We start from the raw sequence: 23,148 nt of genomic DNA, 5'->3' as shown, positions 1-23,148 counted from the left end.
CAAATTCCTCCTTCCTTAACTTTTGTTTTTTCGTTTATTGTTTAATTATTTTTTCTTAGGTCTCTTAGCTCCGTATTTAGAACGGCTTTGCATACGGTTGGTTACACCAGCTGTATCAAGAGCGCCACGAATGACATGATAACGTACCCCTGGCAAGTCTTTTACTCGTCCGCCACGGATTAGCACCACGCTATGTTCTTGTAGGTTATGTCCGATACCAGGAATGTAAGCTGTAACTTCTAATAAGTTAGACAAACGTACACGAGCGTACTTACGTAACGCTGAGTTAGGTTTTTTCGGAGTCATTGTACCCACACGAGTACAAACACCACGTTTTTGAGGTGAGTTTGTATTTGTTTGAGATTTCTTGAAGCTATTGTAACCTTTTCCTAAAGCAGGAGCAGTTGATTTTTCAATAGCAGATTTGCGAGGTTTACGCACTAATTGATTGATTGTAGGCATTGATTTTCCTCCTTCCTCGATGGGATAACTAGGTCCACACATCCAGGTGGTTCCTTTTTAGTTAAAAAAATAAATAAATCGAATATTTCGACTTACTATTCTTTCTGTGACAATCATACACCAGTCAGCACGACTGAAAGATATTGTTCAGGAATCTGTGTATAAAATCACCTTATGAATCATAACATGTATATTTCTGACCGTCAACCGTTTGTCTTGTTTTATTTGGAAGTTTTTTTATTTTTTTTCATTTCATTCATCCGATTCCGGAAGCGCCTGGAGCACACTATTTCCTAAATATATAAAAAGGTTACCGCGAAATCGCGGCAACCCCTCACATTTAAGTTAAATCTCTAGATTTCTCATCGTCGGGAACAGCAGGACGTCCCTGATGGATTGACTGTCGGTCAACATCATCACGAATCTGTCGATGCCGATGCCCAATCCGCCTGTCGGAGGCATACCGTATTCCAAAGCTTCGATGAAGTCTTCATCAACGCCATGCGCTTCGTCATTGCCTTGCTCTTTTTCCGTAGCTTGCGCTTCGAAACGTTCTCTTTGATCGATTGGATCCGTTAGCTCGGTAAAGGCGTTACCGTATTCCTTACCCATGATAAAGATTTCAAAACGGTCCGTAAAGCGCGGATCTTCTTCATTTTTACGTGCCAATGGCGAAATCGCCAGCGGATGACCGTAGATGAATGTCGGCTGAACCAGCGTGTCTTCCACAAATGCCTCGAAAAATTCATTGATGATGTGTCCTACCGTCATGTTCTTCGTGAACGGCACATTATGTTTTTCCGCCAAAGCTTGTGCTTCTGCGTCCGTCATCGGTGCCCAGAAATCGACATCCGTAACGGCTTTGACTGCGTCAACCATGTGGATGCGCGGGTATGGTCCGGCCAAATTGATTTCGGTACCGTCATAGACCACTGTTGAGGAGCCTTTGACCTTCGTTGTAACCGTTTCGAAGATGCCTTCGACCACTTCCATCACATCGTGGAAGTCGGTATAAGCTGTATACATTTCCAACATCGTGAATTCTGGATTGTGGGTGGTATCGATTCCTTCATTACGGAATACGCGACCGATTTCATAAACCTTTTCCATACCGCCGATCACAAGGCGTTTCAGGTGCAACTCCAAGGCGATGCGCATGTACAATTCCATATCCAATGCATTGTGGTGCGTGATGAAAGGTCTTGCGGTAGCCCCGCCTGCCATGTTGTGCAAAGTCGGCGTTTCTACTTCCAGGTAGCCGAGGCCGTTCAGGTACGTTCTGATTTCGCTGATGATCTGGCTGCGTTGCACGAACTTATTGAAGCTCTCTTTGTTGCTGATCAAGTCAAGATAGCGTTGACGATATTTTTGTTCAACGTTCGTCAACCCATGATATTTGTCAGGCAACGGACGCAACGCTTTCGTCAAATGCACAAGCTGCGTCGGTTTTATGGTAACTTCACCGGCATCGGTTTTCATGATCGGTCCAGTAACGCCAATGATGTCCCCTAGATCGGCCTGTTTAAAGATCGCATAATTCTCTTCCCCGACAGCATCTTTGCGCACGTAAATCTGGATTTGGCCTTTGCTGTCCTGTAAATGCGCAAAGCCAACCTTGCCTTTGCCGCGTTTTGTCATGATTCTGCCAGCTACGGAAACGATGGTCTCATCTTTTGCTTCGATTTCCTCTTTCGTAAAAGCATCGAAATCTTGATGGATAGTTGCGGATAAATGTGTTCTTACAAAACCATTTTGAAAGGGTTCAATTCCTTCTTCGCGTAAAGTCTGCATTTTTTCACGGCGAATCAGTAATTGGTCATTCATTTCTTCTGAATGTTTTTCTTGACTCAATGAGGTCACTCCGTTCTTAAATCTACTTGTTTCATAATCTTCTTAATATTGCCAATAAAAGAGTGAAAAATCAAGCCGTCTTAGCTATTTATTTCGATTTTTTCGGATGTAGGCGCTTCTTTTGTGGCTTCGCGTTCTTCTATTTCAAAAATGAACCGATCCAACAAGTCGACAACTTCTTGTTGTCTGGATGCAGATGTGACTGCAGCTTTTGTTTTTGAAGCCCGCGGAATGCCTTTCAGGTAATAACCCGCGATGCTGCGGAACTCTTTGACAGCAACTGTTTCGCCCTTAAGATCGGTCAATCGGTCCAAGTGCAGTTTTGCGATTTCCAACTTCTCACGCGGGGTGGAATGCGGCAACATCTCTCCCGTTTCCAGATAGTGGACTGTTTGTTTTATCATCCAAGGGTTGCTCAAGGCAGCCCGCCCGATCATGACACCATCCACGCCTGTTTCGTCCATCATCCGCTTCGCATCTTCAGGCGTCTTCACATCCCCGTTCCCCAACAATGGGATGCGCGTCAAAGCTTGCTTGACTTCCTTGAAAATGTTCCAGTCGGCTTTGCCTTCATACATCTGTACGCGTGTGCGGCCGTGCATCGCAACAGCGGCTGCACCAGCGCGTTCTGCAGCCAAGGCATTCTCCACGGCAAACAGATGATCGGAATCCCAACCGGTCCGCATTTTCACGGTTACAGGCTTATCAACGGCATCCACGACAGCGGATACCATTTCATAGACTTTGCCCGGATCCAACAACCACTTGGCTCCCGCTTCCGCCTTGATGACTTTGCTGACGGGGCAACCCATGTTGATGTCGATGATGGCTGCTTCCGTGTTTTCCGCCACATATTTTGCTGCTTCAACCAGCGTATCCTTGTTGCCGCCCATGATCTGCACGCTCAACGGATACTCATTCGGCTCGATGTGCAGCATCCGCAAAGTCTTCTCATTGCGGAATTGGATGCCCTTATCGCTGATCATCTCGCAGACGACCAAGCCTGCACCCATCTCTTTGACGGTGACACGGAAGGCAGCGTTGCTGATTCCGGCCATAGGTGCGACTGCGACCGGATTATTGATTTCAATATTGCCAATTTTATACATTTTTTACTTCCTTTGTTATTTATTTATGGTGATCTCATCCATTTTCTGGATGCTCGAAAAACTCTTGGACCATTCTATCATCTTACAATCAGTAAGAAAAGAAAAATATCTTGCCTGATTGCAGATGACGCATCACAAATAAGAAAAAGGACAAGCCATCCAATCGGCCTGTCCTTCTTATCCATTTATTATTGTACGCTGAACAGAGGCGTGGACAGGTAGCGTTCTCCGTTATCCGGCGCCACAGTCAAGACGGACTTGCCTTTGCCTAAACGGATGGCCACTTCGATCGCACCGGCGATGGCAGCCCCGCCTGAAATCCCCACCAGAATGCCTTCTTCCTGTGCGACACGGCGAGCCATTTCGAAGGCTTGTTCATTGGAGACTTGGACGATACCGTTGTAAAGTGTCGTGTCCAAGACTGACGGGATAAAGCCCGCCCCGATACCCTGGATTTTGTGCGGTCCTTTCGGTTTTCCGCTCAATACAGCCGAATCGGTCGGCTCCAGTGCATATATTTCAACATTGGGATTGACTTTGCGCAAAGCTTTGCCGACTCCCGTCACGGTTCCGCCCGTTCCGACTCCGGCAATAAAGGCGTCCGGCGTCTTGCCTTCAAACGCTTCAATGATTTCCGGACCGGTGATGGCTTCATGCACAGCCGGATTGGCTGGATTATCGAATTGCATCGGCATAAAATGATCCGGTTGCGCTGCGATTTCCCTTGCTTTCGCAATCGAACCGTTCATGCCTTCAGCTCCCGGAGTCAAAACCAGTTCAGCGCCATAAGCTGCCAACAATAAGCGTCTTTCCATGCTCATCGTATCGGGCATGACAAAAATTGATTTGTAGCCTTTTGCGGCAGCCAGCATAGCTAAGCCGACGCCTGTATTCCCACTGGTCGGTTCAACGATTGTGTACCCGGGTTTCAGTAGGCCTTCTTCCTCCGCCACTTCGATCATATTCAGCGCGATGCGGTCTTTCACACTTCCGCCCGCGTTGAACGCTTCCAGCTTAACGTAAACATCAGCTACACCCGCGGGTACCACTTTATTCAGTTTGATTATCGGAGTTTCCCCGATCAAACTCGCAATTGAAGAGACTACTTTTACCATGTCGATTCCTCCAGCTCAGATAAATTTTACTGATCAGTTCCGTCAAACGGATAGATTACTTTCATTGTAGGTTACGTGAAACCGCATTACAAGCGAAACGCCGGCGACATCAGATGTTGGCAGCGCGCTTTTCATCAATGGCCATTACCAGTTCCTGAAGATCCGCTTCCGAATAGTGGTATTTTTCGCCACAGAAATGGCAGACAACCTCAGCGCCATGATCCTCTTCGATCATTTCCTGCAACTCGGTCTTGCCGATCGAACTCAACCCTTCGCTGAACCGATCTCTGGAACAATCGCAGTGGAAACGCACAGGCATCTTCTCCAACACTTCCACATTTTCTTCGCCCAATATGCGCGTCAAAATCTGTTCAGGCGTTTCACCGTTTTCCATCAATCTGGAAACCAACGGAATGGCTGCGATGTTCTTTTCCACTTTTGTGATGGCTTCATCGCTGGCGTCAGGCATTACTTGGATCATGAAGCCACCAGCAGCTTTGATCGAATCATCGGTGTCCACCAGCACGCTCAAACCGATGGCTGAAGGTATTTGCTCAGAATTTGCCATGTAGTAGGTGAAATCCTCGCCCAATTCACCGCTGACAAGAGAAACTTGGCCTGTAAACGGTTCTTTCATCCCTAAATCTTTTATGACGGTTAAGCTGCCTTCCGTCCCCACAACTGCACGCACATCCAGTTTCCCAGCGTCGTTCAATGCAAGATTGACGTTCGGGTTTGCAATATAGGCTTTGATATCACCCTTGCCGTTCGCATCTGCGAGTATGCGGCCTCCCAAGCCATCACCATTCACGATGACAGTCATTTTTTCCTCATTCTTCAAGCCAGCAGCAGCCAGCAATAACGTTCCTACCATCGTGCGGCCTAATGCTGCAGAAGAAGCGCTCCATGTATCATGCCTTCTTTGGGCCTCCGCAACCGCTGCTGTTGCGTCGATTGCATACGCACGGAATTGTCCTTCATAAGCTAATGCTTTAATTAAATAGTCACTCATGTATAATCCTCCATCACATTCTTAAATTGTTTCTCTATCATTCTACTATAGGTCGGAACGAAAGCAACCATACTTTGCTTACTTACTTTTACAAAGTTGTTGATTGATGACAAAAAGTCCGGGATTTTCATCCCAGACTTTTTGTTAAACGCTATTTTTTTTATTTTTCTTCTGTATCGGTGGCTTCATTTTCCGATTCTTTTTCTGAATTTTTGTCCGCTTCAGTATCTGCAGACGGCAATGAAACTTCAGATGAATCTTCGGGTTCGTCAGCAGCAAGGGCCTGCTCTTCTTCACGAACTTTTTCAGCCTCTTTCTTTTCGAGGGCCCGTTTGGCTTCTTCAAAAGACTGCGCTTTTTCGCTTGGATATTCTTCTGAACTCGAGTCCGCAGGCATTTGGCCGGTTTCGAACAAGCTTCGGATTGTTTTCTCGTCTAATGTTTCCAATTCCAACAATTTTGCAGCGATTAAATTCAGTTGTTCACGGTGTTCTTCGATGATCTGACGCGCTCTGACATGCGCTTCGCTCATCATACGACGGACTTCCGAGTCGATTTGGTAAGCAATATCTTCAGAGTAAGCTTTGGTTTGGCCATAGTCACGTCCGACGAATACTTGATGATTCCCCTCATACTGCACAGTGCCCAACTTCTCACTCATACCGTACTCGGTAACCATGCTTCTGATCAAGCCAGTCGCTTGTTCGAAGTCGTTGCTGGCGCCTGTAGTTTGGACGTTGAAGACAACTTCCTCCGCAACACGTCCACCAAGCAAGCCAACCACTTGTTCCAACAATTCATCCTTCGTCATAAGGAATCGATCCTCTTTCGGAAGCATGATTGCGTATCCTCCAGCGCGACCGCGTGGAACGATCGTAACTTTGTGGACAATGCGCGCATCGCTCAGGACCATACCGACTATTGTATGACCGGCTTCATGGAAAGCAACCATTTCACGTTCACGCTTGCTGATGACACGATCTCTCTTGGCTGGACCGGCAATGACACGGTCATGGGCTTCGTCAACATCAAGTGCATCGATTTTTGTTTTATTCCGTCTTGCCGCGACCAAGGCTGCTTCGTTCAACAGGTTTTCCAGATCTGCTCCAGAGAAGCCAGGTGTCTGTTGCGCGACAACTTTCAGATCGACGTTGCTTGCCAACGGTTTATTGCGGGAATGTACTTTCAGTATGGCTTCACGACCTTTTACATCCGGTCTACCCACCAAAATTTGACGGTCAAAACGGCCTGGACGAAGCAACGCCGGATCGAGTACGTCCGAACGGTTGGTAGCAGCAATTACGATGATGCCTTCATTACCGGAAAAACCATCCATCTCAACCAACAATTGGTTCAGTGTCTGTTCGCGTTCATCATGCCCGCCACCCATACCGGCGCCACGTTGACGTCCGACAGCATCGATTTCATCAATGAAGATGATTGCAGGAGCGGCTTTTTTGGCTTGCTCGAACAAATCACGCACACGGCTGGCACCGACACCGACGAACATTTCCACGAATTCCGAACCGGAAATCGAGAAGAAAGGCACACCGGCCTCACCAGCAACAGCTTTAGCCAATAAGGTCTTACCTGTACCTGGAGGTCCTTCCAGCAAAACACCGGCCGGAATTCTTGCGCCAAGTGCAGTGAAACGACGTGGATCCTTCAGGAATTCCACAACTTCAACAAGCTCTTGTTTTTCTTCCTCTGCACCAGCGACGTCAGAAAAACGCACTTTCATGGGTTTTTTGGTGGCATCCTCTGACTTCGTTTTGCCGAAGTTCATGACATTGCGGTTACCGCCCTGTCCTCCTCCAGCTTGTCCCATCATCATGTACATGAAGAAGATGAAGATGACGATCGGCAATACACTGAACAGGATGCTGATCCATGCGCCGGACTGATCTTCCTCCAACGGCACCATCTGTGTATCCGTCGTTTCGGCGATGTCTGTAATCTGTTTCAGAGTTTCATCATTCGGTAAGACCCTGGTTGTGAAATTCTTCGTTGTTGTACTGGTCGTATCATCAAACAACAGTAGATCGCTGGATGAATCAGCAACTTCCAGTTCTTGTTCGGTGCGGTATTCACCGCTGATTTCATAAACGCCTGCACCCGGTTGGATCGTAAAACTATCCACCTCTTCCGAGTTCAAGGCATCCATAAATTCGCTTGCTGAAATTTCTTGGCTCGTTTCTGTCTCCATACCGCCTGTAATCATTGAAACCACGGCAATGATCGCAAGGAAGATCAACACATAAAAGCCGCTGCTTTTAAGAAAATTATTTTTTTTCATTAGAACCTCCTCGTCAGATATCGTTCTTCGCAGACTTTATCTTACGTCTCATCTTTTTTGTTTGTTCAATATACTGGTATCTCACTAATCATATCATATCTGACCAATTTTAACGAATGATTTTACTCATAAACTTCGGTTTTTAAAATCCCGATATAAGGGAGGTTCCGGTACTTTTCATTGAAGTCCAATCCGTATCCGACTACGAACTCGTTCGGGACATTGATCCCAATGTAATCCGCTTCCAAGTCCACGACGCGGCGTTCTTTTTTGTCCATCAAAGTGACCACTTTGATGGATTTCGCTTTACGGTATTTGAAGATTTCGATCAGGTAACTTAACGTCCGTCCGGTGTCGATGATATCTTCCACGATCAACAGGTCGCGTCCGTCCACTGTCGTATCTAAATCTTTCAGAATCTTCACGTCTCCGCTTGATTCCATTCCGGCTCCGTAACTGGAAACGTCCATGAAATCCAACTCCAGATCGCATGCCATCGCACGAGATAAGTCGGTCATGAACATGACGGCACCTTTCAGAACGCCAATCACCAACGGATTTTTCCCTTCATATTCTTTCGTCAATTGCGCGCCCAAGTCTTTGACTACTGCGCTGATTTCTTCTTCACTATATAATACTTCCTTGATATCAGGATGTAACATTTCTTTCACCTCAAAATTTTATTTAATGTAAATCAATCTATAACACGTTTGTTCCTTGTCATTCTCGGACAACCAGACGGACTGGGCATAGCCCGGCACCCATAGAATACGTCCCTCGCCATCAGTGACGATACAGGCTTTTCGTCTTTCTTCATCCGGAATTTTCTTATCCACAAAAAGCCGGCTCACTTTTTTTGTGAATGGCTGATTTTTGTTCAAAACTATCTTGTCGCCCGTATGCCGGGAACGCACCGTAAAAGGCATCCGTGCCAAATCGTCCTTGATTCCAACGACCTGAGCATCCTTCGGCATTTCTTTTGAAAACGCATTATCGCCATGAAATAATCCTATTCTACCATGAGAAGGCAAGGTTACCCATTTATTTAGCTCCAATACTTCAGAAAAATCGGAAAAAGCGATCCTGACGGAATCAGGGGATAAGAAAGTAAGTTTATCATACCTTTTTCTGGCCTGCCACCCTCCTGCCAAAGATATTTGCTTTTGGGGAGATTGGTTTTCGATAAGATCCATGATGGCAGTCAGTTGGCTCCTCCGGAAGTCATATCCTGCCGGTATCATCTGCTCCGTCACAAAATGACTAAGCACGAGCCGTTGCAAGGAAACGTCACACATTTTCCATGCGACCAGATCCAATACCCAGTCCGCTTCAACCTTGGTGAACAATGAACGAAACGACTGGACTACAAGAGGTTGAACGACAGTCAATACATCCTGCAGATCTTCCGAAAAATCGCCGAAATGCTTGGGTGCTTGGTTGTTTTCCGCCTTCAGCAGCGGAATGATGCTGTTCCGGTATCTGTTCCGCGTGAAAGTCAGCTCTGAATTGGTGCTATCTTCCCGATAAGGAATTCCAGCCATTCCGCAAATCTGATAGAGTTCGTCTTTTTGAAACGCCAGCAGCGGGCGGACGAGTTGCCCAGGGCCAAAAGTGCGCGTCATTGAGATTCCGGAGATACCCTGCAGCGTACTCCCCCTCACCAGACGCATCAGAATCGTCTCCAACTGATCATCGGCATGGTGAGCTGTCGCCAAGTGAGTCGCTGACCATTTTTCCATCATATCAGTAAAGAAGGCATAGCGGAATTCTCTTGCTGCCATTTCCAGGTTCGAACTCGGGTGGCTTTTTTCGGACCAGTGTTCCGAAAAAAATGGTATCCCTTTATTTTGACAATAGTCTTGGACCATCCGGAATTCCTCATCTGACTCTTCCCTGAGATGATGATGGACATGCACGACCGCGAACTGCGGTTGCCATTCCGACGGCAGTTGCTGGACAAGCCCCAGCAATGCCATGGAATCCGCACCGCCTGATACAGCCAAAAGCAAACGGCTTTCTTTATCCCAAAGTTGCTGGCGTTCCAGCTCTTTGCATAGACGCAGAATATATTCCTGCATAACATCCCTGCTCTCTTTCCTAGTAAAGCAAAAAAGAGGGTGCGACAATCGGTTTCCCTTTTGCCCATCCTCTAGAAATCACTATTTTCTATCCACGTCTGCCGCCACGGCCGCCACGTTTGCCTTCCGTATTGCGCTTGATGGAAGTCAGACGGTCTTCGCTGTCCTTCAAGAAGCTGCTCATCAACGAGTCAAAGTCGTTTTTAAGACCTTTATCCTGATGGGCTGAGAAATCTTTTCTGCCTTTGGAAAAAGAACCTTCTGGACGAGGAGTTGTACTTTTTTGATAAGGTCTACTTTCTCGTTGGGGTCTGGTAACTTCCCCTGCTGGCTTGTCCACAGCTTTACGGATGGATAGGCCAATCTTCCCATCATCGGCAATGGACATAACCTTTACGATCACTTCATCGCCAACCTTCAAAACATCCTTTATTTCCTTTACAAAAGTATCAGAAATTTCACTAATATGAACTAATCCTGTCTTACCGCTACCTAAATCAATGAATGCACCAAAATTTGTAATCCCTGTAACTTTTCCTGATACTTTATTCCCAACTTCAATTGACATAAAAAAAAAGTTCCTCCTTCATTTTTGCTCAGCTAATTATAACACGGATTTTGCAGAAAAAAATAGAATCTTTACTCATCAATGGATTCATGAATCCGAATCTGCCGCATTCTCTTGTTTCTCGGCCATTTTTGTCTGATTATCTTCAGGCAAACTGAAGATGATTTCACCATCTTTACTCAAATAATATTTACCGCGCGCCAATTTGGCGATGTATTCATCATCCTGCAACAATTTGACTTCATAGGTCAATTGCGTATTTTCGTCCTTAGCCTGCTTTTTCTCTGTTTGGGCCGCAGCAATGGCAGCATCGAGATTACGGATTTCCAGCCAGTTTCCGACTGTTTTCCACAGGCAAGGCAAAATCAGGGCAGCGCCGAAGAAAAAAATCAGGGACAATCTTCTCATATGGGCTTTCTTTTCCCTCTGAAATATACGTTTCTGACTGTGCTGCGCCTTGGTAAAATCATTTTGCATCACGGTAACGTTGTCAGCTGTCGTTTTCTTCGTCTTTTCCTTCACCCCGATCGCCTCCTTGAAAACTTCCACATCCACATTATCTCCGAATAGTTTTACTCATATAAAAGTATAGAAGAAACAGCGCGGATTGTCCATGGCCTTTCGCATCATCAGAAGCGATTTTCTTCCGTTCTGGGTGCAACTGTTTCGCTGATGAGGGTATACATTTCCTGCGCTTCATCCTTTTTGGTCGTTTCCACAATTTTGTCGACGCGCACAACGACGGTTTTGTTCCCGAATTGCAGCGTCATTTCATCTCCGGCTTTGACAGTCGAACTCGATTTTGCTTGCTTGCCGTTGATCAGGATGCGCCCCTTGTCCGCCACTTCTTTGGCTACTGATCTGCGTTTGATCAAGCGGGATACTTTCAAAAATTTATCTAGTCTCATCGGAATTCCCCTTTTCTTTTGCTTTTATTGCTTGCCACATCTTATCGATTTCTTCAATCGTATCAGCCTTCACCCCATCAAAAACATGCGGATGGCGTCTGCGCAATTTTTTGTTCAATGTTTCCAGGATATCTTCCATCGTGAAAAAGCCTTCCCGTTCGCCAAAAGAGGCGTGATAGAAAACTTGGAGCAGAACATCGCCCAACTCTTCGATCAGATTATCGATATCATCGTTCTGGATCGCTTCCGCCACTTCTTCGCATTCTTCCTTCAGATAGGGCAACAGGCTTTCGTGCGTCTGTGATTGCACCCAAACATCTTTTTCTACGATGGCATCCATGTAGGCCTGGGTCAATTCAAAGCTTTTCGTACGTTCATCTGTATCAAGCGGTGGAACATACAAAGAAAGCAAGTTATGCACACCCTCAAGCCTGTCCATCTCGTACAACGGGCACCAAGTCACTTTCTGCATCTTGGTTCCTGCCGCATCGACCAATGCCACTTGGTGCTCATCCGGATATTTTTCCATCAGCTTCAATTTCACATCGCTGGCGACAAATTCATTGAAAACCTGCATGATGATCAGGTGATTGCCTAAGCTCAGCTGGTCCTGGTGGAAGGTCAATCCATCCAACAATTGGAAGCCCTCGATCGGATCGATGGCCACCGCCTGAAAGAAATCGTCGATAAAACTCTTCCCGCCGACGATTTCGACTTCGATCCCCGCCTCGTTCTGCAGCAGGTGCTTGACGGAATCCTCCGCAACCAATGGATGTCCCGGCACGGCATAAATCAGATTTTGCGTTTTTGCTTTTTCCAATAACTGATCTGCGATTTGACGGTATACGTCATCAAAATTTTCCTTCGATTCATATATGTTATCAAAACTTTCAAACTGCACGCCTGCAGACTTCAGATTCTCAACGACCGGGTGCTCCTTGGTCCGCAGATAAACGAATTCAGCTGCCAGCAAGCGACTGTATACGCCATACGGCAGTTGTTCCAAATCACCGGCTCCAAGCCCCATTATTTCAATTTTACCCATATATTTCTCCTTCTGGAAATCTTTCCTATTTTAAGTCGCTCGTTTTATCCGGCAATTTGCGCAGCAGTTTTTTTCCGAACGGAATACTTAGCCACTCCCGCAAAGTAAAGAGCCTCACTTTTAGAATATACCATAAGAATACGCCCACACCAGCACAAACCGTCACTGCAGCTATCACAGAATCCGTCAGCCGGCCTCCATCCGTGAAGAGATGCCTTTCCAGACCGACCCGCAACGCCCCTACCGTAACAAAGAGGACAACGCAGCCAGCCATAAGTTTGAGGAAGAAGCGATCCCTGAACCACACTTCCCGCAAGGCGCGCTCACTGTTCAGCCAAAGCACCAACAGCATAGCAGCCAGACCGGCTATCAAGGCGATGCTTGCCCCCATCGTCCCCAACTGTTCCACCAACAGCAGATTGCCGAAGAACTTGACCGCAAGACCCGCTGCCAGGGCAACCAAGGAAATCTTGTATTGACCCAGACTTTGCAGGATGGAATGATAGGCGGTCATGATAGAAGCCGCAAAAATGGCCAAAATATACACGGACAACACCGTGATGCCTTCCCGGTCCCCGAAGAGCATGTTGTTGACGTTCGGCAGAATCGCCAGCAAACCCGTCACCGATGCTGCGGAGAAGACACTTGTCATCCGCAGCAAAGACACGGCGGATCGGGTGAATTCGCCTTGGCGACCTTGGGAATGCGCTTGGCTCATCATCGGAATGAAGCTGGCAGAAAACCCGGTCCCCACAACCATGCCCAGTTGCACAAGCGGTTGACCACGGTCATAGATCCCCTTGACATTTTTTGCCAATTCGCTGGTTGTACCGCCATCCAGCAAGCCGTTGTAAAGCGTAAACGAATCGATGAGCTGGAACAGGACCAGGATAGCGCTGAGCAGGCAAATCGTCGCCCCTTCAGTCGCATAGCGACGAATCAGACGTCCCCATCGTGCAGCGGGCGCCTCCTGGTTTTCCTGCTGATCATCAAAGATTGGCGAATCATGATTCCGCCTTTCTTTGTAATAAGCAACCAACAGAATCAGGCTGGCCAGCACTGCACCAACAGTCGCGCCGCTCATGGCATTTGCACCCATCGCATAAAGGTCCCCTTTTGTTTTCGTGTACAGATAAGCAGCGAAAAGGATTGCCCCAACCCGCACCAGTTGCTCCGCCACCTGCGAAATCGCAGTCGGCTCCATGCGGTAGTTGCCTTGGAAGTACCCCCGCAACGTCGCCAGTATCGGCATCCACAAAAACATCCAAGATACCGACTGCAAAATAGGTTGCAAGTCAGGATCCCCCATCAGCCTCGCCAGTTGACCGGAAAAGCCATAGATGCCCAGGAAGAGGATGAAGCCGAAAATGCCAAGTATGACCAGGCTGCGCTTCATCATCATCCTGCGGGTCCCGCTGTCCGGCGTTTCCGCAATCATCTTGGAAAGGAATACCGGAAAGCCTGACAACGCGAACGTCATGCCGATGCCATAGATAGGATAAACTTGCTGATAGACATAGAAGCCAGTATTTCCCACCATGTTCTGAAAGGGAACGCGGTACACCGCGCTGAGAACTTTGCTGATGAAAGCGGCCAGAGACAGCAACAACGCACCCTTCATCATCTGCTTCAAGCGATTATTTTCCATCTGTCGCTCCCGCTGTTTCTTCTGTTTCTTCTGTTTCTTCTGTTTCTTCTGTTTCGGCAACGCAGGCTTTGACGAATGCATTGAGATGGTTCAGCCATTGGCGGTTCGGTAAGTTCCCGATGACCAGGCTGACGACCAATTTGGCATTATTCAGATTGACCTGCGCCTTCAACGGTATTTTGCTGAGGGCTTCAAACACTGCCGGCCCTTGCAAGCGGACTGTCGCCTCCTGCGAGAAGGTGATGACGACCGTCTCGCCTTGGCGTTTGATCGTTTCAATCTGGCTCTTCTCGGCATAATTTTTGATCAGGCCGACCTCCAACAGATCGGACACTTCTTGCGGATAATCGCCGAAGCGGTCGATCAGATCCCCATTGATTTCATCATGATCTTCCACACCGTCGATGCGTTGGATACGTTTGTAGAAGTCGATTTTCTGGCGCTCATCCTCTATATAATCGGCAGGTATGTACGCGTCGATGCTCAAGTCGATTTCAACGATGGAACGCTTCGTTTTCGCTTTCAGGCCTCGTTTGGCCGCAACTGCCTCTCCCAGCATCTCGGAGTACAGATCGAATCCGACCGAGTCGATGAAGCCGTGTTGCTGCGCACCCAGAAGGTTCCCCGCTCCACGGATCGACAAGTCGCGCATGGCGATTTTGAATCCTGCACCCAGTTCCGTAAATTCCTTGATGGACTGCAGTCTTTTCTCGCTGACTTCGGTCAGCATTTTATTCGGCTGATACATCAAATAAGCGTAGGCAATCCGATTCGTCCTACCGACACGTCCGCGCAGTTGGTAGAGCTGCGATAATCCCATCTGATCGGCATTTTCTATGAAGAGAGTGTTGACGTTCGGGATATCCACACCCGTCTCGATGATGGTAGTGGTGACAAGCACATCGTAGCGACCTTCGATAAAATCCATGATGACATTCTCGAGCTGGACTTCGGTCATCTGGCCATGCGCCACTGCGACACGGACATCAGGGACGAGCTCGCGGATCTCTTCGGCTTTCTTCTCGATTGTTTCCACCCGATTATAGAGATAGAAGGCTTGACCTCCGCGGGCCATTTCCCTTTCGATCGCATCCCGTACGGCCCCGTTATTTTGTTCCATGACATACGTCTGAACAGGATAGCGGTTTGCCGGCGGTGTTTCGATGACAGAGAGATCCCTGACCCCCAGCATCGACATATGCAGGGTACGCGGAATCGGCGTTGCGGTCAACGTCAAGACATCCACCGAGGCTTTCATCTGTTTTAAACGTTCTTTGTGCTTCACACCGAAACGTTGCTCTTCATCGACCACCAACAATCCCAAGTCAGCAAACGTAACGTCCTTCGATAAGATCCGATGCGTGCCGATGACGATATCGACCGTGCCTTTCCGGATGCCCGCCAATGTTTCCTCTTGCTGTTTTTTCGTGCGGAAACGGCTCAACAAACCGATCTCAAATGGGTACTCTTCAAACCGTTGCGTCAACGATTCATAATGCTGTTGCGCCAAGATGGTCGTAGGGACAAGGAATGCTGCTTGCTTTCCTTCCTGCACCGCCTTGAAGATGGCACGCATTGCCACTTCCGTTTTGCCGTATCCGACATCGCCGACCAGCAAGCGATCCATCGGTTTGATGTTCTCCATGTCCGCCTTGATTTCAGCGGCACTGCGCAGCTGATCGTCGGTTTCGGTATAAGGGAAGGCATTTTCGAATTCGAGCTGCTCCGGCGTATCAGGTTGATAGGCATATCCCTTTTCAGATTCCCTGTTGGCGTACAGTTCGATCAATTCATCGGCGATATCTTCGATTTTCGAGGCGACTTTCTTTTTCGTTTTCGCCCATTCCGTTCCGCCCAACTTGTGCATTTTAGGCGTTTTGGCATCGGAAGACACATATTTTTGAATCAAATGGATTTGTGTTACAGGAATGAATAATTTAGCGCCTTCCTGGTATGCGATCGACATGTAATCTTGGTGGACGCCGCCAACTTCGATGGTTTCCATGCCTGTGTAGAGGCCTATCCCGTGATTCACATGGACAACATAGTCACCAGGATTCAGTTCTGTATAGCTCTTTAATCTCTCCGCATTTGTCATTTTCTGGCGGCGTGGTTGCTTCTTCGTGACTTTGTTGAAAAGTTCTTTTTCAGTGACGAACACGACTTTTTCCTGCGGCAATTCAAAACCGTTCGCCATTCCGCCGACAAGGATGTTCACCTTATTCTCGATAAAAGGTTCCTTGCCTTTGATGTAGCTATGGATGCCGAAATCCGCGAATATCCGCTGCACCTTTTCAGCACGTTCCAGGGAAGGGACCATGACGAATACCGTCATATGCTGCTTGAGCCAACGCTCCATTTCCAACTTGACTTGCGGCATCTGACTGAAGAAGTTGTTCAGCGTGCGGTATTGGAAAGGATAAACTCCGTGGAACCGCATATTTCCGAAGCCTCTGTGGAACAGCGCATAATAGATGCGGTGCTGTTTGGATTTTTTGATCACTTCGCGGATATCGGCGCTGAAATCCTGCGAAGGCAGGCACACGCCTTCCGACACTTTGGCCATTTTCCATTCCGAAGATTCACTTTCGATTGTCCTTTCCACCTCAAGGATGCGGCTGTAATCGTCCACGATCAGCAGCGCGTCTTCGGCGATATAGTCCAAAACCGTAGGCTGTTCCGGATAGACCAAACTCGTGTACAGTTGCGGATCCCTGGATAGTTCGCCGCGCTTCATATTGTCCGTCAGCTCGGAGAATACGCGTTCCAGGCTTTCTTTTACTTCTTGATTTTTTATGGCTTTGATGGCCTTTTCAGCCTTTTTCTCTACCGCGCTGGCCTGCTTGGCTATCTCCTCTTTCGTGAAGATCGTGTCATGCGCCGGCAAAATTCGGACGGTTTCGATGGATGCGCTGGACTTTTGAGTATAGGCATCAAAGTAGCGCAATGTATCGATTTCGGTATCAAACAGTTCCATTCGCAAGGGGTTCTCCTCGTTCAGGGCATAGATGTCGATGATGCCTCCGCGGATGCTGAACTCGCCCGGGCTGGCAACCATCCGTTCACGGGTATAGCCCATTGCGACCAATTTTTCAGGCAGGCTGTCCAGATCCAACTCCATGCCGATGGTAAAATCAAGGCAATGCGCTTCCCAAATTGAAGCCGGAGAGAGGATTTTTTTAAATCCGGCAGCCGGGATCACGACGATCCCTTTTTTGCCGTTCTTCAGAAAATCCAATGTTTCGACCCTTTGACTGCGGTATTCAGGTGATGAAAAAGCCAGTTCCGCCGCGACCGATTCCTCCACAGGGAAGATATGGATGGGGACATCAGGCGCCATTTGACTGATGTCCTCATATACTTGCGTCGCTTGGAGCAGATTGGGGGTCAAGACGATGACCGGCTTCTGCAATTCTTCGAACAGGATATTCGTCAACAGGTTGCGGCCTGATCCGGAAAGCCCAGCCACCAATTGCGGTAATTCTGAATTGACTTCAGATAACACTGTCTGTATATTTTTCGTATTTTTCAAATATTTTTCTATTTCTTTCATGAATATTCTCCTCGTTCATGGTATGTTCTGCAGAAAAACGGTTATCGCTTTCATCTTGATTCACCTATGCAGGCTGTGCGGCAGACACAAAAGAGGTCCAGCTAAAGCTGAACCTAACCTTTTTTATTGAATTGATTCATTGTCTCCAAAAAATTGTTCCCTTTGATGAAATGGTCGATAGCATCCACACTTTCTTTTACGGAATGCAACATTTCGGCGTGGTCATCCTTCGGAAAAGGGCTCAGCACATGCTGAATGACCGTCATACTATGTTGGGGCCTTCCGACTCCGATGCGGATCCGGTTGAAATCCTGTGTCCCTAAGTGCTGTATCAAACTTTTGATGCCATTATGTCCGCCAGCTCCACCTTTTTGGCGAAGCCTTATTTTGCCTACCGGCATATCCATGTCATCGTACACGACAACCAGATCTTCGATCGGGATGCTGTAGTAGTCCATCAATGGTCTTACCGCTCTTCCCGAATCATTCATGAAAGTCAGCGGTTTGACGAATAAAACTTTTTCACCATTTATGGTCGTTTCTATATACAACGCTTCAAATTTATTTTTATTGTATTTCTCTTTATTCTGAAAAGCCCATTCATCCAATGCAATAAAGCCGACATTGTGCTTCGTGTCGGTATACTTAGGACCTGGGTTTCCTAATCCAACGATCATTTTCATTTATATTCCCCTATTGTTTCCAGTCATAGTTATGTTCGCAAGAGGAGAAGCGCATGCTTTCCTTCTCTTTTACGCCAAAAAAGGCCGCACGGATGTCATCCGCACAGTTTGCTTTTGAATAGTATACCACATTCATCGGATAATCGTAAGAAATCGAATTGGGGCCCGCTAAAATTATTGTGAACAAAATCGCAATTGCCCATTGAAAACAGCAGTGTTTTATTTTATAATATATTTATATAATATTTCACAGGTTGTTCACTGTCTATCACTTTCGCGCAATCATCGCTGGTTCTGAAAATCTTTGCCGAGTGGGATAGGCCCAAAGAGTAATCACCTCTGTTTAGTGTTATAATAGAATCAGCAAATAGCGAGAGGAGCATTATAATGGCAGAATTGAGTGGAAATACAGGACAAAAAATTATTTTAGTCGGTGACGGCGCTGTAGGGTCAAGTTATGCGTTTGCATTGGTTACACAAAATATTGGTCATGAGTTGGGTATCATTGATATCAACAAAGCGAAAACAGAGGGAGACGCCATCGATCTTTCCCATGCTCTAGCTTATACCTCACCCAAAAAAATCTATGCAGCATCATACGCAGATTGCCACGACGCTGATATCGTTGTATTAACTGCAGGAGCTGCTCAAAAACCTGGTGAAACACGTCTCGATCTAGTAAGCAAGAACTTGCGTATCTTCAAGTCAATCATCGGAGAAATCATGGCTAGCGGTTTCGACGGCATTTTCTTGGTAGCATCCAATCCAGTGGATGTCCTCACTTATGCAACTTGGAAATTCTCAGGACTTCCTGCTAACCGCGTCATCGGTTCCGGTACTTCTCTGGACAGCGCTCGCTTCCGCCAAAGCATCGCTGCGCTTGTAGGTGTTGATACACGTAATGTTCATGCCTATATCTTAGGGGAACACGGCGACACCGAATTCCCTGTCTGGTCCCACGCTAACGTTGGTGGCCTGCAGATTTATGAATGGGTGAAACAAACTTCCGCTGTCGATGAAAAAGCTTTAGTCGATGTCTTCTTCAAAGTGCGCGATGCTGCATATGAAATCATCGAGAAAAAAGGAGCGACTTTCTACGGTATCGCTGTAGCTTTAGCCCGTATCACAAAAGCGATTCTGAATGACGAAAATGCGATCATGCCTTTATCCGTCTATCTGGATGGAGAATACAACCACAAAGATATCTTTATCGGCGTGCCGGCAGTCATCAACCGTACCGGTATCCGCAACATCATAGAAATTCCTTTATCTGATGCAGAACAGGAAAAAATGGATCTGTCCGCTAACACATTGAAAAAAGTGTTGAAAGAAGGATTCGCCAGCCTGGAAGCAGACGCAAAATAATCGTACCCGATTTCAAACACCCGTCAGCCCCTTTTTGGGCTGACGGGTGTTTTTTTTATTTTGGTTTGTTGCGGGTTTCGGTATTGTGGTTTGGGGGTTTGGGGGCTCGAAAACATGAATTCTTTTGAGTTATTCATCTTTTCCGGCCGCATCATGCCTCTTCATGTCATACCAGTCCTCATCCTAAAACAAAAAAGCCCTCCAAAGGAGGACTTTTTTGTTTCAGGATTCTTATTCGATGATTACAAATTTTTCTTGGAACAATGGGCTTACTGAGCGATTTTCGTGGATACGTTTGATTGCTTCGGCAATCAATTGTGATACGGATACCACTACAATCTTATCGCTGACTTTGTCAGCAGGGATATTGATCGAATCAGTAACGATCAATTCTTTGATTACGGAGTTGTTAATGCGGTCCATGGCTGGACCTGACAATACAGCATGTGTGCAGCAAGCATAGACATCCAATGCGCCGGCATCTTGCAATGCTTGGGCAGCCAATGTGATTGTGCCTGCAGTATCGATCATGTCGTCAATCAAGATACATTTTTTGCCTTCGACATTACCGATGATGTTCATGACTTCGGCAACATTCGCTTTCGGTCTTCTCTTGTCGATGATGGCAATTGGCGCTTTGATGAATTCAGCCAGTTTGCGGGCTCTTGTCACGCCACCGTGATCAGGCGAAACAACTACCACGTCATCACGCAAGACTTCATGATCCAAGAAGTAGCTTGCCAATAACGGAGCTCCCAACAAATGATCAACCGGGATATCGAAGAAACCTTGGATTTGAGGAGCATGCATATCAAGTGTCAACAGTCTGTCAGCACCGGCATTAGTAATCATGTTCGCCACCAATTTCGCTGTGATCGGCTCACGTGATTGTGCTTTGCGGTCTTGGCGTGCATAGCCATAATAAGGCAATACGATATTGATCGTTTTGGCACTTGCGCGCTTCAAAGCATCGATCATGATCAAAAGTTCCATCAAGTGGTCGTTTACCGGAGAACTTGTCGATTGGATGACGTAAACGTGGCAACCGCGGATACTTTCGTCGATGTTGATTTTGATTTCACCGTCGCTGAATTGAGATGAAGAAAGGGTCCCTAACTCCACACCAACGTCAGCCGCAATTTTCTCAGCCAAAGGGCGATTTGAACTTAAGGAAAAAATCTTAAGTTTTGGATCTTTGTAATGTTCTGTCATGATAATCCTCCGTTAATCTTTTGTTTTTACCAAATTAAACACATACTGATATTATATTTTCAAAATCATTCTACCATACATGTATAAGGTTTTGCTTTATTTTTTGGCTGGCGGTAATTTTTCCCAATAGCCGGGTTTGTTCTCCTGGCGGCTGCGGGCGATGCCCATCGCGCCTTCAGGTACATCTTTTGTGATGGTCGAACCTGCAGCCAGGAATGTATTGGCCTCGACGTTGACAGGCGCCACAATGTTCACGTTGCAGCCGATGAACGTATTGTCACCAATGCTGGAACGGTGTTTGTGTTTGCCATCATAATTCACGAATACAGTACCACAACCGACGTTGATGTTTTTACCGAGATCCGCATCTCCCACATAAGTCAAGTGTCCGACTTTTGTGTCCTCATTCAATACCGCATTCTTCACTTCCACAAAATTTCCGATGTGGACGCGTTTTCCGATGTGGCTGTTCGGTCTCAAGTGGCTGAACGGGCCGATGTTGCTGTCCGATTCCATCACAGAGTCCTCAAGATTTGAACTTCTGATCTGGACACGGTCACCAATTGTTGTATTGCTCAGTTCTGAGCCTGATCCAATGAAACAATCTTCACCGATGATTGTTTTCCCTTTCAGGAACACGTTTGGTTCAATGACTGTATCGCTTCCGATGATCACATCAGATTCGATGTAAGTACTATCCGGGTCGATCAAGGTAACGCCATTGCGCATGTGCTTTTCATTGATGCGTCTCTTCATGTATACGGAAGCTTCCGACAACGCCACACGATCATTCACACCCAAAGCTTCTCCCATGTCGCTCATCTGATAAGCCGTCACGATTTCGCCTTGGTTCTTCAGGATTTCGATGACATCCGGTAAGTAGTACTCACCTTGCGCGTTGTTGTTGCCTACTGATTGCAGCGCGGCAAACAAGAACTTGTTATCGAAAGCATACGTACCGGTATTGATTTCCTGCACCTGCACTTCTTCCGGAGAAGCGTCTTTTTGTTCCACAATTTTTTCTACATTATCTGACGCATTTCTGATGATACGGCCATAGCCTGTTGGATCAGCAGCATGCGCTGTCAGGATAGTTGCTTTCGCTTTTTTCTCTTCATGGTATTGCAGCAAGGATTCCAACGTGTCTGCAGTCAGGAGCGGCGTATCTCCGCAGATGACCAACGTAGTGCCCTCTTCGTTCTCCAGCACAGCTTGCGCTTGCAGGACAGCGTGACCTGTTCCCAATTGTTGCGCCTGCAATACATATTCCGAACGATTACCCAAGCATCCTTTAACAGTATCCGCACCGTGCCCTACAATTGTCACTACCTTCTCAATTCCAGCAGCCTCTACTTGATCCACGACGTGCTCTACCATTGGTTTTCCGCAAACTGCATGTAGTACTTTATAAAGCTTACTTTTCATGCGCGTTCCTTGACCAGCGGCAAGTATGATTGCAAAACGATTAGCCATAAGCAACTCCTATCTTTTCATTTTATTCCTTCAACTAAATTATCTTAGCCTAAAAACGTGCATTTTTCAATATGATGTCGTGCATAAATACAGACTTCTTTTCATTTTCTAATGGAAATACGAAGAATACGGATACATTTTTTCTTATTGACCGGTATTTTGGATATACTTGTAGACAGAAAGACACATCGAAAGGATTGATTTCAATGATAAAACCGACCGCATCATTTTGGATACACGAACTGTTGCTTCAGCCACATGCGGAAGGCGGCTATTTTCGTGAAACCGGCCATTCCCCCGAACTGATCGTTACCGAGGATCGGAGGGAACGCTATCTCTACAGCAATATCCTCTTCTTGCTGACTGCAGACAACCCTTCCCATTTTCACCGATTGAAATCCGATGAGGCTTGGTATTTCCATGAAGGCAGCCCGTTGACGATCCACCTGTTGCATCCCGACGGCCGCTACGAGGCGGTGAAAATGGGTCGCCATCCCGAAAAAGGCGAACTTTTCCAATTTACGGTTCCGAAAGGGGTCATCTTCGGGAGCAGTATCGAAGGACCATCAGGAGACTACGCGCTCGTGAGCTGCATGGTTTCCCCAGGATTCGATTACCGTGATTTTGAACTGCTGCCTCATGATGCGTTGCTGAAAGTCTATCCGGCTTGCAGCAACATTCTGGAAAAACTGGCCTACAAAAAACTTCCAGCGGATTCTTTCAGGAATGAACAAGTCTGAACTACCCCAACCCCTCTTAGGGATTCGTAC

General features: G+C 46.9%; 19 protein-coding genes. 2 read left to right on the top strand and 17 right to left on the bottom strand.

Translation table 11 applies throughout. The features are described 5' to 3' along the window. Positions 1 to 45 precede the first annotated feature (45 nt). The 15 genes from rpsL to pth form a co-directional block, all read right to left on the bottom strand. Positions 46 to 462 carry a 30S ribosomal protein S12 gene (gene rpsL / locus AC0J5I_RS07955; protein ID WP_107994919.1) on the bottom strand — a complete coding sequence of 139 codons (417 nt, stop codon included), beginning with the start codon at positions 460 to 462 and terminating at the stop codon, positions 46 to 48. 345 nt (positions 463 to 807) lie between these two features. Next, positions 808 to 2,286: a lysine--tRNA ligase gene (gene lysS, locus AC0J5I_RS07950; protein ID WP_107995077.1), complete on the bottom strand. Its 1,479-nt coding sequence runs from the start codon at positions 2,284 to 2,286 to the stop codon at positions 808 to 810. 107 nt (positions 2,287 to 2,393) lie between these two features. Further along, positions 2,394 to 3,422, bottom strand: coding sequence for a tRNA dihydrouridine synthase DusB (gene dusB, locus AC0J5I_RS07945; RefSeq protein ID WP_107994918.1), 1,029 nt, complete (start codon positions 3,420 to 3,422; stop codon positions 2,394 to 2,396). A gap of 188 nt (positions 3,423 to 3,610) precedes the next feature. Then, positions 3,611 to 4,537: a cysteine synthase A gene (gene cysK, locus AC0J5I_RS07940; RefSeq protein WP_107994917.1), complete on the bottom strand. Its 927-nt coding sequence runs from the start codon at positions 4,535 to 4,537 to the stop codon at positions 3,611 to 3,613. Positions 4,538 to 4,646: 109 nt separating this feature from the next. Next, the gene (hslO, locus tag AC0J5I_RS07935) at positions 4,647 to 5,549 is read right to left on the bottom strand and encodes an Hsp33 family molecular chaperone HslO (RefSeq protein ID WP_107994916.1); all 903 of its coding nucleotides are present in this window, start codon (positions 5,547 to 5,549) and stop codon (positions 4,647 to 4,649) included. A gap of 160 nt (positions 5,550 to 5,709) precedes the next feature. After that, positions 5,710 to 7,845, bottom strand: a complete 2,136-nt coding sequence (ftsH, locus tag AC0J5I_RS07930) for an ATP-dependent zinc metalloprotease FtsH (RefSeq protein ID WP_107994915.1) — start codon at positions 7,843 to 7,845, stop codon at positions 5,710 to 5,712. A 122-nt stretch (positions 7,846 to 7,967) separates the two neighbouring features. After that, positions 7,968 to 8,507 carry a hypoxanthine phosphoribosyltransferase gene (hpt, locus tag AC0J5I_RS07925; protein ID WP_107994914.1) on the bottom strand — a complete coding sequence of 180 codons (540 nt, stop codon included), beginning with the start codon at positions 8,505 to 8,507 and terminating at the stop codon, positions 7,968 to 7,970. Positions 8,508 to 8,525: 18 nt separating this feature from the next. After that, positions 8,526 to 9,923, bottom strand: a complete 1,398-nt coding sequence (tilS, locus tag AC0J5I_RS07920) for a tRNA lysidine(34) synthetase TilS (protein ID WP_475299367.1) — start codon at positions 9,921 to 9,923, stop codon at positions 8,526 to 8,528. Positions 9,924 to 10,011: 88 nt separating this feature from the next. After that, on the bottom strand, positions 10,012 to 10,491 hold the full coding sequence (locus AC0J5I_RS07915; RefSeq protein ID WP_086987310.1) for a S1 domain-containing RNA-binding protein: 480 nt from the start codon (positions 10,489 to 10,491) through the stop codon (positions 10,012 to 10,014). An 87-nt stretch (positions 10,492 to 10,578) separates the two neighbouring features. After that, a complete protein-coding gene (locus AC0J5I_RS07910; protein ID WP_199902959.1) occupies positions 10,579 to 11,013 on the bottom strand; it encodes an FtsB family cell division protein in 435 nt (144 codons plus the stop codon). A 107-nt stretch (positions 11,014 to 11,120) separates the two neighbouring features. Beyond that, positions 11,121 to 11,399, bottom strand: a complete 279-nt coding sequence (locus tag AC0J5I_RS07905; protein ID WP_086942198.1) for an RNA-binding S4 domain-containing protein — start codon at positions 11,397 to 11,399, stop codon at positions 11,121 to 11,123. After that, on the bottom strand, positions 11,386 to 12,444 hold the full coding sequence (locus tag AC0J5I_RS07900) for a MazG nucleotide pyrophosphohydrolase domain-containing protein (protein WP_475299366.1): 1,059 nt from the start codon (positions 12,442 to 12,444) through the stop codon (positions 11,386 to 11,388). Before AC0J5I_RS07900 ends, AC0J5I_RS07905 begins: the two co-directional genes overlap by 14 nt. Before the next feature lie 25 nt (positions 12,445 to 12,469). Continuing rightward, positions 12,470 to 14,092, bottom strand: a complete 1,623-nt coding sequence (locus AC0J5I_RS07895; protein ID WP_475299365.1) for a putative polysaccharide biosynthesis protein — start codon at positions 14,090 to 14,092, stop codon at positions 12,470 to 12,472. After that, positions 14,082 to 17,645, bottom strand: a complete 3,564-nt coding sequence (gene mfd, locus AC0J5I_RS07890) for a transcription-repair coupling factor (protein ID WP_475299364.1) — start codon at positions 17,643 to 17,645, stop codon at positions 14,082 to 14,084. The genes AC0J5I_RS07895 and mfd overlap by 11 nt, the downstream gene beginning before the upstream one ends. 113 nt (positions 17,646 to 17,758) lie before the next feature. Then, positions 17,759 to 18,328, bottom strand: coding sequence for an aminoacyl-tRNA hydrolase (gene pth / locus AC0J5I_RS07885; protein ID WP_475299363.1), 570 nt, complete (start codon positions 18,326 to 18,328; stop codon positions 17,759 to 17,761). A 387-nt stretch (positions 18,329 to 18,715) separates the two neighbouring features. Between pth and AC0J5I_RS07880 the strand changes: the two genes are divergently transcribed. Next, the gene (locus AC0J5I_RS07880) at positions 18,716 to 19,693 is read left to right on the top strand and encodes an L-lactate dehydrogenase (RefSeq protein WP_107994908.1); all 978 of its coding nucleotides are present in this window, start codon (positions 18,716 to 18,718) and stop codon (positions 19,691 to 19,693) included. 231 nt (positions 19,694 to 19,924) lie between these two features. Here AC0J5I_RS07880 and AC0J5I_RS07875 read toward each other — a convergent pair whose 3' ends face one another. Beyond that, complete coding sequence (locus AC0J5I_RS07875) at positions 19,925 to 20,905, bottom strand: ribose-phosphate diphosphokinase (RefSeq protein ID WP_107994907.1); 981 nt, start codon at positions 20,903 to 20,905, stop codon at positions 19,925 to 19,927. A 96-nt stretch (positions 20,906 to 21,001) separates the two neighbouring features. Further along, positions 21,002 to 22,378, bottom strand: a complete 1,377-nt coding sequence (gene glmU, locus AC0J5I_RS07870; protein ID WP_475299362.1) for a bifunctional UDP-N-acetylglucosamine diphosphorylase/glucosamine-1-phosphate N-acetyltransferase GlmU — start codon at positions 22,376 to 22,378, stop codon at positions 21,002 to 21,004. Positions 22,379 to 22,584: 206 nt separating this feature from the next. Between glmU and AC0J5I_RS07865 the strand changes: the two genes are divergently transcribed. Continuing rightward, the gene (locus AC0J5I_RS07865) at positions 22,585 to 23,118 is read left to right on the top strand and encodes a cupin domain-containing protein (protein WP_107994905.1); all 534 of its coding nucleotides are present in this window, start codon (positions 22,585 to 22,587) and stop codon (positions 23,116 to 23,118) included. The last annotated feature ends 30 nt before the right edge of the window (positions 23,119 to 23,148 follow it).

This window comes from Trichococcus sp. TS_SC_9 (genome assembly GCF_056156325.1).
The sequence above is the reverse complement of the archived record's forward strand: the minus strand, read 5'-3'. Positions and strand labels throughout refer to the sequence as shown.